Origin of the sequence: Qipengyuania sp. HL-TH1 (assembly GCF_036365825.1) — a bacterium.
Classification (GTDB): domain Bacteria; phylum Pseudomonadota; class Alphaproteobacteria; order Sphingomonadales; family Sphingomonadaceae; genus Qipengyuania; species Qipengyuania profunda.
This window is the reverse complement of sequence record NZ_CP142675.1, coordinates 278,424-292,814: the sequence shown is the minus strand read 5'-3', so window position 1 is coordinate 292,814 and position 14,391 is coordinate 278,424. Positions and strand designations below refer to the sequence as shown.

Here is a 14,391-nt window from a genome sequence, read left to right as displayed (position 1 = left end):
AACCCGTCGATCCTCCATGCGCTCGCGACCCGCGCACGAGCATCGACGGCGATGCGGGTGGGGAGGCATAGCGCCGCCCCGCCCGCATCATCATGACGAAGCTGCACCAACCGCTTCGCCGCGGCCTTGTGTCATCGCGATTGCCCTCTATGACCCTGCCCGGGGGAGGATCGCGATGGGCAGCGACGACAGGAACGCGCAGCTGAACGAGGTGGTCGCCAAGGCCTATGCAGCGATCGCGAATCCCGAAGGCTTCGTCCCGCTGCTGTCGGAGATGGTCGAAGCGGATGCCAAGCTCGCCGGGTTCGAAGAAGCCACCGAGCTGCATTTCGAGAACGCCTTTGCGATTTTCGACAAGATGTATCCGCTGCAAGACACCGACTACAGCGGGCTCACCACGCGGCGTGAACAGGCCGTGGAATGCGACCTCGAACTCGATGCCAATCTAACCGTCGTCTCCTGCAACCAGCGCCTGTTCCCGAGCGGTTCCGTCCGTATCGGCAACGGCATTCCCGAATGGCTGCTCGACCCCGTCAGCGAAAAGCGCGATCGCACCCGTCTGCGGGCCCTTGTCGCGGGGAAGCTGGAGAACCCGCGCCTTTTCCTGCGGCTGTTCACCTCTCCCGAGGACGAAAACGGACGCTGGTTTCGCGCCTGGCCGATAGCGTCGGAAGACGCAGCCGGGATCGCGCTTCACGCGGTCCGGCTGCGATGGACCGACAAGGTCGGCGACATATTCCGCGAGGCGCTCGGCCTGACCAAGACCGAGCTCGCGCTGACCGGTCACCTGGTCAGGGGCGACAGCCTGAGAGAGTTCGCCGAACAGCGGGGGCGAGCGGTGGGCACGGCGCGCAACCAGCTGAAAGCATTGCAGCGAAAACTGGCGATCAATTCGCAAGCGGACTTGCTCCTGCTCTACGCGGGCTTCGTCCATTCGCTCGATACGCCCGGCGACGAAGACGCGCCTGAAAGCTACCAATGCGGGAATATCTTTACCCAGGCCGATGGCAGTACCATCGCATGGGAGGAGTTTGGCGACCCCGACGGCCAGCCCGTGCTCTATTGCCACCCCCTCGAAGGGCTGTTCCTGAGCAGCGGTGCGCAGGCTGCCGCGCGCCGTGCGAAACTGCGCATCATCGCACCCTGGCGCCCGTTTCACGGGGCGAGCACCGGCAAGGCACACGGGCGCGGCTCACCGCGTGAATTCGCGCGGCGCATTCCCGCATTTCTCGATCACCTCGGTATCGAGAGGGTAGTCGGCATGGCAGCGCAGGCCGGAATGCCATGGCTCGCGGGGCTGGCAGCCAGCTGTCCCGACCGGTTGATCGCGGCTGTCGGAGTGGGGGCATTCCTGCCGCTGATCGGATCGTCCGACTACGAATTCCTGTCGAAACGACAGCGGATACATTTCCGCATCAGCCGCAGCGCTCCGACATTCGCGAAAGTCCATATGCGCGCGATGCTGGCGAGCATGGGCACTGGCGAGTTCTATCGCTTTGTCGAGGATTTCTACGAGGGGTGCCCGCGCGAGTTGCGCGCCTTCCAGGCCCCCGAAACCGTGCGGGGGATGCGCCGCGCCGCTGCCTATATGCTGCAATCCGGAACCAAGGGCCCGATCGACACCATGCTCAACTGGTCCGCCGAATGGTCGCCACTGCTGAAGGATGCGGCGGTCCCGATCGAACTGCTTCAGGGCGAAGACGACGCGAACATTTCCCCGCAATTCGCACGGCTGACCGCGCAGCGCTTCGGGTTACCCGAACCGCGCATCATCGCCGATGCGGGCAGCTTCCTGCTGTTCGACCAGCCGGAACCCGTCATGGAGTTCATCGCGGGGAAATTTGCCCGCAGCTGAGCGGGCAAAGAACGCCTTACTTGACCAGTTCGACCTGCTCGAAATCGAGTTCGACCGGCGTCGCACGACCGAAGATCGAGACCGAGACCTTGACCTTCTGCTTGTCGAAATCGAGTTCCTCGACAAGGCCGTTGAAGCTGGCGAAGGGGCCGTCGAGCACCTTGACCTGGTCGCCGATTTCGTAATCGACGCTGATTTCCTTCTTCGGTGCCGAACGCGCTTCCTCGACTCCGCCGAAATAGCGCGCCGCTTCCTTTTCGGAGATCGGCTGCGGCTTGTTGTTGTTGCCGAGGAAGCCGGTCACCTTGGGCGTGTTCTTGACCAGGTGATAGACGTCGTCGGTCATGTTCAGCTTGGCCAGCACGTAGCCGGGCATGAACTTGCGTTCGATCTGCACCTTCTTGCCGCGCTTGATCTCGGTGACGGTCTCGGTCGGAACCTCGACCTCCTCGACGCCCTCGGACAGGCCAAGGCGTTCGGCCTCGGCGATGATCGCGTCGCGGACCTTGTTCTCGAAGCCGGAATAGGCGTGGATGATGTACCAGCGTGCCATGTGTTCTCGTTACCCTGTCGAAATGCGGATCAGGCGAGCGTCAGCAGCCAGCGCACCACGGCACTGAACAGCGAATCGACGCCGAGGAAGAAAAGCGAGAGAATGACCATCATGATGAACACGAAGATAGCGGTGCGCACCGTTTCCTCGCGCGTCGGCCATACGACCTTGCGCCCTTCGGCCTGCACCTGCCGGAGGAATTCCGCCGGACTGGTCTTCTTCTCGTCTGCCATGCTCACGTCTCTCGCGTAAAAATCGTGCCGCCTTCCGTCACGTCCCTTTCAGGTAGGGTCTTTCGCCGCCCCGGTTCAAGACCGGGAGGGGCTTTTATCGATCCCAATGTCGGAAGACGGCGCTGCATCTAGTCCCGCGCGGCGCAAAAGGCAAGCCGGGGACGCGCCCCATTCTCCCCCTTTGCAAGCGACCGCAGCGCGACTAGCTTGCGCGCTTTCCAATTCCGGGACGCATGAGGGGAATTATCGACATGGCAACAGGCCAGGCGCCGAGTCTGGGCGAGCGGTTGATCCAGCCGGTCACCAACATATCCGATTTCATCTGGGGCGGGACGTGGAACGGCGAAGCGGTAATCCCCTTCCCGCCGCTGGCGATCATCCTGCTGGGGGTCGGCCTGTGGTTCATGGTCGGGCTGCGCTTTTATCCCATCGTCCGGCTGGGTAGCGCGATCAAGGGCCTGTTCGCCGGACGCAAGGGCACCGGCGCAGGTGAAATTTCCCCTTTTGCCGCGCTCTCGACCGCGCTGTCGGGCCAGGTCGGCACCGGTAATCTAGCGGGCGTCGCCACGGCGATCGCACTGGGCGGACCGGGCGCGATCTTCTGGATGTGGGTCACTGCCCTGTTCGGCATGGCGTTGGCCTTCGCCGAAGGTTCGCTGGCGATCCGCTACCGCGAGAAGACCAGCGACGGCGTCTATCGCGGCGGCCCGATGAGCTACATCATGATGGGTCTCGGCCCCCGGTTCACCTGGCTGGCGGTGGTCTTCTGCCTCGGCACGCTGTTCAGCGCGCTGGTGACCGGCAATTCGATCCAGGCCAATGCGATGGCCGACGGGATGAACGAATTGTTCGGCCTGCCCGAATGGCTGGGCGGTCTGGTAACGGCGGGACTGGTCTTCATCGTCATCATCGGCGGCATCAAGTCGATCGGCAAGGTCGCCGAAAGCGTGGTCCCCTTCATGGCGGCGACCTATATCGTCATGGCGGTGGTCGCGCTGATCCTCAATTTCAGCGATCTGGGCGAGACCTTCGGCCTGATCTTCAACGGTGCCTTCAACCCGCAGAGCGCGGTTGGCGGGTTTACCGGCGCAGCGATCATCATGGCGATCCGCGCGGGCGTTGCGCGCGGCCTGTTCTCGAACGAGGCGGGCCAGGGCTCGACCCCGATCGCCCATGCCGTGGCGCAGACCAACGATCCCGAACAGCAGGGCCGCATGGCCATGCTCGGCACCTTCATCGACACGGTGGTGATCTGCACCATGACCGCGCTGGTGATCCTGACCGTGCGCGGCGATTTCACCGCGGGCGGCGAAGCGGTGGCGCATGCCTGGCAATCGGACCGGGTCGGCTTCGAGATGACGAGCGGTGCCTTCGCGGCGGCGTTCCCGATCGAGATCGCCGCGATCCCGATCGGCACGCTGATCGCCTCGATCGCCTTGATCCTGTTCGTCTTCACCACGCTCCTGACGTGGAGCTATTACGGCGAGCGGGCGATCACCTTCCTCTACGACCGGGTGAAGGGATCGACGCGCGAAGGCGAACGGAAGCTGCACATGGCCTGGCGCGTGCTGTGGTGCGTGGTGATCTTCATCGGCGCGGCGCAACCGAGCGAGCTGGTCTGGCGCCTCGGCGACATCTCCAATGCGGCGATGGCCCTGCCCAACCTGCTGGCGCTCGCGCTGCTCAGCGGCGTGGTGTTCAAGCTGGCCCGCGGCCAGCGCGATGCCGGGCCGACGCACACCGCCAAGACACCGGAAGAGCCTGAAGAGTACTAAGCGGCGCTCCAGCGGCACAGAACAGGGGCCGGGGGTCGATATGACCTCCGGCCCCTTTCCTTTGGCGAAACCCCCAAGGGCAGGTGAGGAGTGGACTAGCTGACCGGCCGGTCCGACTTGCCGCCGCGGCTCCAGACCAGCGCGAGCAGCGCCAGCGCAGCCAGCGGCATCAGATTGACCCCGAGCGGGAAAGCCAGCGCGCGCGTGGCGTAGGGCGCAAGATAGAGCAGTATGAGGCCCAGCTTCTCATAGGGACGGAAGCCGCGCTCGAGACCCTGCACGACCAGCCACAGCGTCGGGAAGATCAGGAAGGGCAGGTCGTAATTGAACAGATAGGGCGATGCGAGCGCGGTCGCAGCCAGGACCGCCGCGCCCGTGGCCCGCGCGTCGCCGCCAAAGCGCCGCCATGCGCCAAGCGCGACCGCCACGCCAAGCAGGCCGGACACTGCGCCCGCCGCTAGTCCCGCGCCATCGCCCCACAGCAATCGGCCCTGCGAGTAGAATGTCGTCATCCGCAGCAGGAAGTCGGGATTGATCCCCTCCATCAGCAAGCCGCTTGCGCGCCAGCTGGTGGTGTAGCCGGCAATGGTCTCACTGCCGAAGACGAACCACGAGGCCGCGCCCAGCATCAGCGCGGTGACGCCAGCCGCGCAGAAGGCGCGCCATTTGCCCGCCGCGGCAAACCAGAACGGCGCGAGCAGCGCGAGGTGAGGCTTGATCACCAGCGCGCCGATGGCTGCGCCGGAGAGGATCGGCCGCCGCGCCAGGTGCTGCGCCGCCAGCACCAGCATCGCCCCGGTCAGCAGACCGGTCTGCGCATGGCCTGCGGCGAGCAGCGCGCCCGGATAGGCGATCACCAGCGGCCACAGCCGCGGAAAGGCACGGATGCTCGCCCAGGCCCACAGGCCCCAGGTGACCGCCACCCACGCGATCCAGGCGAGCGCGAACGGCAGCATGCCGAACGGCGCGGCGATGAAGAGAAATGGCGGCGGATTGACGAAGGCAAACCAGCCTTCGCTGCCGGTGCCGGTCTGTACCCGTTCCTGCGCGGCAAGGTCGTAGGCCGCCGCGGGCGCGCCTTCGGCGGTCAGCTGGCCCGCACCCCAGAAGGCAAGGAAATCGGTCCCTGCGGGGCCCATCGCCTTGAGATAGGAATTGGCCAGCAGCGCGAGGCTGGCGAACGCCAGCAGCAGCGCATAGCCGCGCACCCGCTCGCGGGTCAGCCAGTCCGCCCGGCGCAGCCAGTCCATCGCCGCTTACCCCTCTATCGCGTCAGTTGGCGACCGAGGTAGCGCGCCCAGCAAAAGGGAGCCAGTTCGGGCGGGAGCCAATCCCCCGCCCGGACCGTGGTTCAGCTTGCCTTCGATGCGATCCAGCGGTCGATCTTGGCTTCGAGCACCGGCATCGGCAGGCTGCCCGTATCGAGGACTTCGGCGTGGAATTCGCGAATGTCGAAGTTCTCGCCCAGCTGCTCTTCGGCCTTCTCGCGCAGTTCCTGGATCTTGAGAGCGCCGACCTTGTAGGCGAGCGCCTGCGTCGGGATGGCGATGTAGCGCTCGACCTCTGCGACCACTTCGGTGCGGGTCATGCCCGAATTGGCGAGCATGAAATCGATCGCCTGCTCGCGGCTCCAGCCCTTGGCGTGGAGGCCAGTATCGACCACCAGCCGCATCGCGCGCAGCTGCTCGTCCTGCAGCGTGCCATAGCGGTTCCACGGATCGTCGAAGAAGCCCATTTCGTAGCCCAGCGTCTCCGAATAAAGCGCCCAGCCTTCGACATAGGCGGTGTTGCCGCCAAAGCGCATGAATGCGGGCAGCGCCTCGTTTTCGCGCGCGAGGCTGATCTGGAAGTGATGCCCCGGCGCACCTTCGTGCAGGTAGAGCGTGACATTGCCCGTGGTGAGGCGGCTCGGCAGGTCATAGGCGTTGAAATAGAACGTGCCGGGGCGCGACCCGTCGGGCGCGCCCGACTGGTAGGAGCCGCCCGCCTGGAACTGCTCGATCGAGGGATCGTAGGGCTTGATCTCGAGCGGGGTCTTGGGAACCAGCGAGAAATACTCGCCGATCTTCGCATCGACTTCCTTGCCGATGTCGTAATAGCTCTGCGTCAGTGCCTCGCGGCTTTCCGGCTTGAACTGCTCGTCGGTGCGGACGTAGTCGAAGAACTCGCCGAGCGTGCCGGTAAAGCCGACCTCCTGCTTGATCTCTTCCAGACCCTGCTTGATCCGGGCGACTTCGCTGAGCCCGAGATTGTGGAGGTAGTCGGCGGTAAGCGGCAGCGTGGTCGTGTTCTCGATCATCTGCGCATAGAGCTTGTCCCCGCCCTTCATCTGGCTGAGGCCCACGCTGTCGCGCGCCACCGCCAGATATTCGTCGCGCAGGAAATCGCGCATTGCGGCATCGGCCGCGTAGAGCTCGGCGGTCTTGGCAGCATAGGCCTCGGTCAGCCGGGCCTTGTCCGCGTCGGAGAAGTCTTCGGGGAAGTTCTTCACCGGCTTCATGTACTGCGATTCCTCGATCGGGATCGCCAGCAGCGTGTCGAGCTGCTTGATCACGAGGCCGATGGTGAGCTTGGTCTCGACCACGCCGCTTTCCATGCCTTCGCGGAACTTGCCGATCGCGCGCTCGGAGATCTCGATATAGTCGTCGTGGCGCGAGAGGTTGTCCTCGTAATTGGCCAGCGTCTTGAACTGCGCCGCGGAATCGCCGCTCGCGAAATTGGGATAGAAGGTGTGGAAGCCGGTGAAATGATTGACCGGGCGCACTTCGGTCAGCGCGCGGATTTCATCGGTCTGCCCGCGCAGCGCCGATTCCTGGTTATATTTGAACACATCGTAGGCGAGCTGGTCAGTGTCGCTCAGCTTGCTGCGATCGATCAGCGCCAGCTTGGCAAGATTGAGCTGCGTGTCGAGGCGGTTGGCATAGAAGGACGAATCGGTCAGAAAATCGCCCAGCCGGTCGGCATTGCGATCGTCGCCGCGGAACAGCCGGCCCAGCGGATTGAGCTCGAGGCTGCGCGCATCGGATTCGGCGAACAAAGCGACCAGCTTGTCGTGCTCGGTCGCTTCGGCGGCGGTTTCGGTCTCAGCATGGTGATCGCGCGCGAAGGCCGGATTGGCGGCCAGCGCGAGCGAAAGAGCGGCACCCGAAGCGAGTGCGTGGCGGACGAGTTTCATGGTAATTCCCCTGCTACCTGTATTACTTTGTTAAAACACGCTTCCGCGCCCGCACGCAAGCGCGCGGTGCGACGAACGCGTGACAGTGTTCGACCAGCGCCATGCGGAGCGGTGCCGCGCGCGGTGCCGCGTTCGATCAGTCGATGATCCGCCCGCGAACCATCACCCAGCCGACATTTTCAAGTGTGGCGGTATCGTCCAGCGGGTTGCCGTCAACTGCGATGAGGTCGGCCGAATAGCCCGGCGCGAGCCGGCCGATCTGGCTTTCCATGCCCAGCACCCTGGCGGCATTGGTCGTCGCGGCGGCAAAGGCATCGCGGTGGCTCATTCCCTGTTCGACCATCAGCGCGAATTCGCCCGCATTGCGGCCATGACCGAACACGCCCGCATCGGTGCCAAAGGCGATCGGCACGCCCCAGCGCAGTGCCTTGCCCATGAATACGCGCGCAGTATCGGCAACGTCGCGGATCTTGGCTTCGACCACCGGCGTGTAGATGCCCTGGCCCAGCCGTTCGGTGACCCCCTTGAACGCCATCAGCGTGGGCACCAGCACAGTGCCATTCGCTTTCATCGCGCGTGCGGCGGCTTCATCGAGGTAGGTGCCGTGTTCGATCGAATCGATGCCAGCGCGGCTGGCCGCCTCGATCCCGCGCGCGCCATGCGCATGCGCCATGACCTTGAGACCGAGCGAATGCGCGGTATCGGCGATGCTCTTCATCTCGGGATCGGTGAAATGCGCCTCGAGCCCGCGGCCCTGCTGGCTGAGCACGCCGCCCGTGGCGGTGATCTTGATGATATCCGCGCCGTTCTGGCTGGCGAGGCGGACCTTCTCGGCGCATTCGACTGCGCCGGTGCAGGTGAACCCGCTGTCGAGCAGTTCGTTGACCTCGGGGCGAAAGCCGCTGACATCGCCGTGCCCGCCCACGATCGCAAGCGAGGGGCCCGCGGCGATGATGCGCGGTCCGTCGATGAAGCCCTCTGCGGTTCCGCGCCGCAAGGAAAACGCGCTGGCGGGGCCGCTGCCCGCTTCGCGTACCGTGGTGAACCCGGCAAGCGCGGTCAGCCGCGCATTCTTGGCGCCGACGACGACATCCCATTCATCGGGTTCGACCGCGCCCTTCCAGAAATCGCCGCCCGGATCGCCGGTCAGATGGACATGCAGGTCGATCAAGCCGGGGGCGATCGTCTTGGTCTTGAGATCGACCGTCTGCGCATCTGCGGGACCGGGGGCGAAACCATCGGTGATCGAGACGATCCGCCCGTCGGTCACGGTAATGGTGGACGCCCCGCGCGGCGCGCTGTCGGCATCGACGATCACCGCACCTGCATGGATCACGGTGGTATCGGCCAGGGCGGGTGCGGCGACCAGCGCTCCGGCGAGCGCGAGCAATGCGGCAGTTCTCATTCTCTATCCCCTTGGTTTCGCAAGGGGATGCCTGCACGGCCCGCGCGTATCAAGCCATATCAGAAAGTATAGCCGATCCCGAGTGCGCCCATCCACTGATCGGCACTGCCGCGGATCGCGGTGAACGGCGTGCGTTTGGAATCACCCAGCTGGCGCGAATAGCCGCCCAGCGCGATGAGCGCGAGACCGCCATTGGTCAGGTCGCCATCGAGATCGATGCCGGTCAGCAGGTTCACGCCGACGCTGTTCCAGCCGCCATCGGCCTGGAAGGCAGGCAGCGCGCCGCCCGCCGGGACCGAATAGTAATAGTCGGCATAATCGTCATCGACATAGGTGCCGCTGACCGACAGCGAAATCGCCGCGCCGCGGCTGACCGGGGTGAAGTAGGTGACGCTGGGATTGACGGTCATGCCGTCATGCGCCCCGGCAACATCCCACAGCGTATCGATGTTGAAGCTGAGGCTGTCGTAGGGGTTGAGCACGCCCGGCAGGCTGACGCCGATCGTGGGGCCGACTTCGAAGGCGGTGTCGAGTTCGCCGTAGGACAGCACGACCTCGTCCTCGATCTGCGAGGCCCGGTTGCGGTTCAGCTTGGCCGCCACGCCTGCGGAAATCTTGGCGCCGTCGCTATCGTCATTGACGAAATCGAGCGCTGCGCCGCCGGGACGCGGACTGATGCGGACGCCGCCGATCTTGCCCTGGATGATCGGGATTGCCGACACGACGTAATCGTCCGATCCGTCGTAGCTGGGCGAATAGACGGCTCCGGCGCCGATCGAGATCCAGGTGTCGTCGTAAACGACATCTTCGCCGCCCTCGGGCAGTGCCTCGACGTTCTGGGCCAGCGCAGGTGTTGCGCAGATGAGCGCAAGCGAACCGGTTGCGGCGAACAGTGACTTCATGATGGATCCCTCGATAAATCTATTTGTCGTCCAACTATCGTCACAATGCCACGTTCCCGTCGCTTGTACCAAACCGTTTGCCGCATGTGCGCTTCACCCCTAAGTCCTGCGTCAATGAGCGGGCGCATGATCGATCTGGCTATCGTCGGCGGCGGGCTGGCTGGCGGGCTGGCCGCGCTGGCGGTCCACCGCGCGCATCCGCACATGCGCATCACCCTGTTCGAGGCGACAGACACGCTTGGCGGCAACCACCGCTGGAGCTGGTTCACCAGCGATCTCGATGCCGACGGTACCGCGCTGCTCGCTGCGTTTCGCAAGACCGAATGGGATGCGGGCTATACGGTCCGCTTCCCCGGCCATGAGCGCTGCCTGTCATCAACCTATCGCTCGCTTGCCAGCTACGATTTCGACGCTGCGCTGCGCCGCGAACTGCCGCAGGACGCGGTCCGCACGCAGGCCAGCGTCACCCGGCTTGCCCCCGATGGCGTCACGCTGGAGGATGGCGAGCACATTCCCGCGCGGGTGGTGGTCGACTGCCGCGACTTCGAGCCTTCGCCGCATCTGCGCGGCGGCTGGCAGGTGTTCATGGGTCGCCACCTGCGCACCGCCACGCCGCATGATGTCACCCGGCCGATCGTGATGGATGCCCGCGTCCGGCAGCACGACGCCTACCGCTTCGTCTACACCCTCCCGCTGGGGGCAGAAGAGCTGTTCGTCGAGGATACCTATTACGCCGACGATCCCGTGCTCGACCGCAATGCGCTGTCGGGCCGGATCGACCGCTATTGCGAAGCCGCGGGCTGGCACGGCGATATCCTCGGCGGCGAAACCGGCGTGCTGCCGGTCATTACCGGGGGCGATCTTGCCGCCCATCGCCGCGATCTCGGCCCGCCCGGCGTGGTGCGCGCGGGCGCACGCGGCGGCTTCGTCCATCCGCTGACCAGCTATACCCTGCCCTTCGCGGTCGCCAATGCGCTGGTGCTGGCGCGCGAGGCGCGGCTGCCCGGCGAGCAGCTTGCCGCATTGTTCGACAAGCGCGCGCGCGATCACTGGCGCGCGATGCGCTTTTACCGCAGCCTCGGCCGGATGCTATTCGATGCGACGCGGCCCGAGGAACGCTATCGCGTATTCGAACGCTTCTATCGCCTGCGCGAACCTCTGGTCGAACGTTTCTATGCCGGGCGCACGACCCGCCTCGACAAGCTGCGCATCCTCTCGGGCAAACCGCCCGTATCTGTCTTCGCTGCCATCCGGGCGCTGCTTGGCAATGGCAGGCCGCTCGTCCATGAAAGATCGCCATGACCCCCGACACCGCCACCCCCGCTTCCATCAACGATCCCGCCGAACCGCGCGAGCCTGTCGCCGCCGGCCGGACGGCCTGCGTCATCGGCGCGGGCTTCGGCGGGCTGGCGCTGGCGATCCGGCTGCAATCCGCCGGCATCCAGACCACCGTGGTCGAAGCGCGCGACCAGCCCGGCGGGCGTGCCTATTACTGGGAACGCGACGGCTTCACCTTCGACGCGGGTCCGACGGTCATCACCGATCCCGACTGCCTCAAGGAATTGTGGGCGCTGTCGGGCCACGACATTGCCGAGGATGTCGAGCTGATGCCGGTGACGCCGTTCTACCGGCTGACCTGGCCCGACGGGACGCAGTTCGACTATTCGAACGATGAAGAACAGCTGTTCCGCGAAATCGCGCAGCTCAACCCGTCCGACGTCGCGGGCTACCAGCGCTTTCTCGAATATTCCGCCGCGGTTTACGAAGAAGGCTACGTCAAGCTGGGCCATGTGCCCTTCCTCGATTTCAAGTCGATGCTCAAGGCGGCGCCCGCGCTGGCCAAGCAGCAGGCCTGGCGCAGCGTCTATTCGATGGTTTCGAGCTTCGTCGACAATGAGAAGCTGCGCGAGGCGCTGAGCTTCCACACGCTGCTGGTGGGCGGCAACCCGATGAAGACCAGCAGCATCTACGCGCTGATCCACAAGCTCGAAATGGATGGCGGCGTATGGTGGGCCAAGGGCGGCACCAATCGCCTGATCGCGGGCATGGTGCGCCATTTCGAACGGCTCGGCGGGACCGTACGGATGCATGATCCGGTGGTCCACATCCACACGCTGGGCAAGCAGGTGAGCGAAGTCGAGACGCACTCGGGCTGGCGCGAACGTTTCGATGCCGTGGCGAGCAATGCCGATATCATGCACAGCTACAAGGACCTGCTTGCCGGGTCCAAGCGCGGCGCGGATTACGCCCGCAGCCTGTCGCGCAAGAGCTACAGCCCGAGCCTGTTCGTGGTCCATTTCGGGATCGAGGGGAGCTGGCCCGGCATCCCGCACCACATGATCCTGTTCGGACCGCGCTATAAGGGCCTGCTCGAGGATATTTACGACCACGGCGTGCTGCCGCAGGACTTCTCGATCTACCTGCACCACCCGACAGTGACCGATCCGACCATGGCGCCCGAGGGGATGAGCACGTTCTACGCGCTGGTCCCGGTGGCGCATATGGGCAAGCTGGCGGTCGATTGGGAGGAAATGGGCCCGCTGCTCGAGAAGCGCATCCTCGATGAACTCGAACGGCGGCTGATACCCGATCTCCAAAAGCGGATCGTCACCAAGTTCCATTATGCGCCGCGCGATTTCGCGATGGATCTGAACGCACATATGGGCAGCGCCTTCAGCCTCGAGCCGGTGCTGACGCAGAGCGCCTATTTCCGCGGACACAATCGCGACGATGTGCTGGACAATTTCTACCTCGTCGGGGCAGGGACTCATCCCGGCGCCGGGATTCCCGGCGTGGTGGGCAGCGCCAAGGCGACTGCCGGACTGATGCTGGAGGACCTCGCGGAATGAGCCGCAAACTGAACCGTATTGCCGTCTATTGCGGCTCCGCCTCGCCCGACGACCCTCGCTATATCCAGCTGGCCTATGACGTGGGCCGCGGGCTGGCCGAACGCGGCATCGGTGTGGTCTATGGCGGCGGCCGCCTCGGCCTGATGGGCGCGACCGCGCGCGGCGCGCTGGAAGCCGGCGGCGAAGTGATCGGCGTGATCCCCGATGCGCTGGCCAATAGCGAAGTCGCCAATCACGATTGCACCAAGCTTTACACCGTTGGCGGCATGCACGAGCGCAAGCAGCGTTTCACCGACCTCAGCGACGGCTTCGTCACCATCCCCGGCGGGGTCGGCACGATGGACGAATTGTGGGAGGCGATGAGCTGGGCGCAATTGGGCTATCACGACAATCCGGTCGGCCTGCTCAACGCCTTCGGCTTTTACGACGAACTGATCGCCTTCAACAGCAAGATGGCGCAGGTCGGTTTCGTGCGGCCGGTGCATCAGAATATCCTGGTGCACGATACCGCGCTGGCGGGGCTGATCGACAAGATGGCGTCATACGAACCGCATACACCGATCTTCCAGATGAAGGCCGACGACCTCTGAGCAAGCCGCGCACCCTCGTCCAGTCGCGCTATCTGCGTGCCACCCCGGCCCGCGCCGGGGGTGGCCGCGATCGCGCGGTGCTGGTCGACAAATCGCTCGAGTCGATCGAGCAGGGCTCGCACAGCTTCGCTGCGGCCTCGAAGCTGTTCGACCGGGCCACGCGCGAGCGCAGCTGGCTGCTCTATGCCTGGTGCCGCCGCTGCGACGATATTGCCGACAATCAGGACAAGGGCGGCCCGCTGGGCGACCAGGGCAGCCTGAAAGATGCCGAGGACCGGGTGCAGGCGCTGCGCATCCTCACCAAGCGCGCTTTCGAGGAACAGCCGACCGCCGATGCCGCTTTCGACGCCTTTGGCCTCGTCGCCGACGAATGCGGGCTGACGCTGGCCGAGGCGAACGACGTGATCGCCGGTTTTGCGCTCGACGCCGCGCGCTGGAGCCCGACGACCGAAGCCGACATGCTGCGCTATTGCTATCACGTCGCGGGTGCGGTGGGGATCATGATGGCGCGGATCATGGGTGTGCACCCGGACGATGGCGAAACGCTCGACCGCGCCTGCGACCTCGGCCTCGCTTTCCAGATGGCCAATATCGCGCGCGATATCGTCGAGGATGCCGAAGCCGGGCGCTGTTACCTGCCGCGCACCTGGCTCGACACGATGGGCTGGCAAGCGGGCGAACACGCGCTGCCTGAAAACCGCTTCAAGCTCGCCAGCCTGATGCCGCGCCTGATCGCGCTGATGGAAAAGCACGAGGCGGCGGCCAAGCTGGGTGCCAAGCGCCTGCGGTTCCGCCAGCGCTGGGCGGTGCTGGCCGCAGCACGGATCTATGGCGCGATCGGCCGCAAGGTCCTCGATCGCGGGCAGCTGGCCTGGGACACGCGAACCCGGGTGAACGGGATGGAGAAGGTGTGGCATATGTTCGCCGCCTTCTTCGAAGCGATCTGGAACCGCCCGGCCCAGCCGCAGGAGCCGATCATCTGGTCGCGCCACGATTTCAAGCCGGTGGCCGGCTGGTAGCCGCCCGCGGTTTGAATTCGGTGCAGCCCGCAATG

12 protein-coding genes are annotated in these 14,391 nt (G+C 65.1%); 6 read left to right on the top strand and 6 right to left on the bottom strand.

The genetic code is table 11. From position 1 onward, the window contains the following. The first annotated feature begins 175 nt into the window (after positions 1-175). On the top strand, positions 176-1,855 hold the full coding sequence (locus VWN43_RS01975) for a bifunctional helix-turn-helix transcriptional regulator/alpha/beta hydrolase (RefSeq protein WP_320180861.1): 1,680 nt from the start codon (positions 176-178) through the stop codon (positions 1,853-1,855). A 16-nt stretch (positions 1,856-1,871) separates the two neighbouring features. Here VWN43_RS01975 and nusG read toward each other — a convergent pair whose 3' ends face one another. Continuing rightward, positions 1,872-2,408, bottom strand: coding sequence for a transcription termination/antitermination protein NusG (nusG, locus tag VWN43_RS01970; protein ID WP_253519255.1), 537 nt, complete (start codon positions 2,406-2,408; stop codon positions 1,872-1,874). Between the two features lie 29 nt (positions 2,409-2,437). After that, positions 2,438-2,641, bottom strand: coding sequence for a preprotein translocase subunit SecE (secE, locus tag VWN43_RS01965; protein ID WP_253523008.1), 204 nt, complete (start codon positions 2,639-2,641; stop codon positions 2,438-2,440). Positions 2,642-2,892: 251 nt separating this feature from the next. On the opposite strand from secE, the gene VWN43_RS01960 reads away from it, so the two are divergent. Beyond that, positions 2,893-4,416 (top strand): alanine/glycine:cation symporter family protein, encoded by a 1,524-nt coding sequence (locus tag VWN43_RS01960; RefSeq protein WP_253519259.1) that lies wholly within the window; start codon positions 2,893-2,895, stop codon positions 4,414-4,416. A gap of 95 nt (positions 4,417-4,511) precedes the next feature. Here VWN43_RS01960 and VWN43_RS01955 read toward each other — a convergent pair whose 3' ends face one another. The 4 genes from VWN43_RS01955 to VWN43_RS01940 all read right to left on the bottom strand — a co-directional run bounded on the left by VWN43_RS01955 (position 4,512) and on the right by VWN43_RS01940 (position 9,898). Further along, on the bottom strand, positions 4,512-5,666 hold the full coding sequence (locus tag VWN43_RS01955) for a glycosyltransferase family 87 protein (RefSeq protein ID WP_320180862.1): 1,155 nt from the start codon (positions 5,664-5,666) through the stop codon (positions 4,512-4,514). 101 nt (positions 5,667-5,767) lie between these two features. After that, entirely contained in the window at positions 5,768-7,591 is a 1,824-nt protein-coding gene (locus tag VWN43_RS01950) for a DUF885 domain-containing protein (protein ID WP_320180863.1), read from the bottom strand. A 136-nt stretch (positions 7,592-7,727) separates the two neighbouring features. Then, on the bottom strand, positions 7,728-8,996 hold the full coding sequence (locus VWN43_RS01945; protein ID WP_320180864.1) for a metal-dependent hydrolase family protein: 1,269 nt from the start codon (positions 8,994-8,996) through the stop codon (positions 7,728-7,730). A gap of 59 nt (positions 8,997-9,055) precedes the next feature. Next, positions 9,056-9,898 carry a MipA/OmpV family protein gene (locus VWN43_RS01940; RefSeq protein ID WP_320180865.1) on the bottom strand — a complete coding sequence of 281 codons (843 nt, stop codon included), beginning with the start codon at positions 9,896-9,898 and terminating at the stop codon, positions 9,056-9,058. 126 nt (positions 9,899-10,024) lie between these two features. Here VWN43_RS01940 and crtY point away from each other — a divergent pair, with 126 nt between their 5' ends. The 4 genes from crtY (at position 10,025) to VWN43_RS01920 (ending at position 14,356) form a co-directional block, all read left to right on the top strand. Continuing rightward, the gene (gene crtY, locus VWN43_RS01935; protein WP_320180866.1) at positions 10,025-11,200 is read left to right on the top strand and encodes a lycopene beta-cyclase CrtY; all 1,176 of its coding nucleotides are present in this window, start codon (positions 10,025-10,027) and stop codon (positions 11,198-11,200) included. Further along, positions 11,197-12,747, top strand: a complete 1,551-nt coding sequence (locus tag VWN43_RS01930) for a phytoene desaturase (RefSeq protein ID WP_320180867.1) — start codon at positions 11,197-11,199, stop codon at positions 12,745-12,747. Before crtY ends, VWN43_RS01930 begins: the two co-directional genes overlap by 4 nt. Positions 12,748-12,755: 8 nt before the next feature. Beyond that, complete coding sequence (locus VWN43_RS01925; RefSeq protein ID WP_320182142.1) at positions 12,756-13,337, top strand: LOG family protein; 582 nt, start codon at positions 12,756-12,758, stop codon at positions 13,335-13,337. A 77-nt stretch (positions 13,338-13,414) separates the two neighbouring features. Then, positions 13,415-14,356: a phytoene/squalene synthase family protein gene (locus VWN43_RS01920; protein WP_320180868.1), complete on the top strand. Its 942-nt coding sequence runs from the start codon at positions 13,415-13,417 to the stop codon at positions 14,354-14,356. Positions 14,357-14,391: the final 35 nt, after the last annotated feature.

Bases quoted from the DNA above. Each gene is read 5' to 3' on its own strand.
- VWN43_RS01930 (WP_320180867.1), top strand. From the start codon at position 11,197: ATGACCCCCGACACCGCCACCCCCGCTTCCATCAACGATCCCGCCGAA.
- VWN43_RS01955 (WP_320180862.1), bottom strand. From the start codon at position 5,666: ATGGACTGGCTGCGCCGGGCGGACTGGCTGACCCGCGAGCGGGTGCGC.
- VWN43_RS01960 (WP_253519259.1), top strand. From the start codon at position 2,893: ATGGCAACAGGCCAGGCGCCGAGTCTGGGCGAGCGGTTGATCCAGCCG.
- secE (WP_253523008.1), bottom strand. From the start codon at position 2,641: ATGGCAGACGAGAAGAAGACCAGTCCGGCGGAATTCCTCCGGCAGGTG.
- VWN43_RS01950 (WP_320180863.1), bottom strand. From the start codon at position 7,591: ATGAAACTCGTCCGCCACGCACTCGCTTCGGGTGCCGCTCTTTCGCTC.
- VWN43_RS01940 (WP_320180865.1), bottom strand. From the start codon at position 9,898: ATGAAGTCACTGTTCGCCGCAACCGGTTCGCTTGCGCTCATCTGCGCA.
- nusG (WP_253519255.1), bottom strand. From the start codon at position 2,408: ATGGCACGCTGGTACATCATCCACGCCTATTCCGGCTTCGAGAACAAG.
- VWN43_RS01975 (WP_320180861.1), top strand. From the start codon at position 176: ATGGGCAGCGACGACAGGAACGCGCAGCTGAACGAGGTGGTCGCCAAG.
- VWN43_RS01945 (WP_320180864.1), bottom strand. From the start codon at position 8,996: ATGAGAACTGCCGCATTGCTCGCGCTCGCCGGAGCGCTGGTCGCCGCA.
- crtY (WP_320180866.1), top strand. From the start codon at position 10,025: ATGATCGATCTGGCTATCGTCGGCGGCGGGCTGGCTGGCGGGCTGGCC.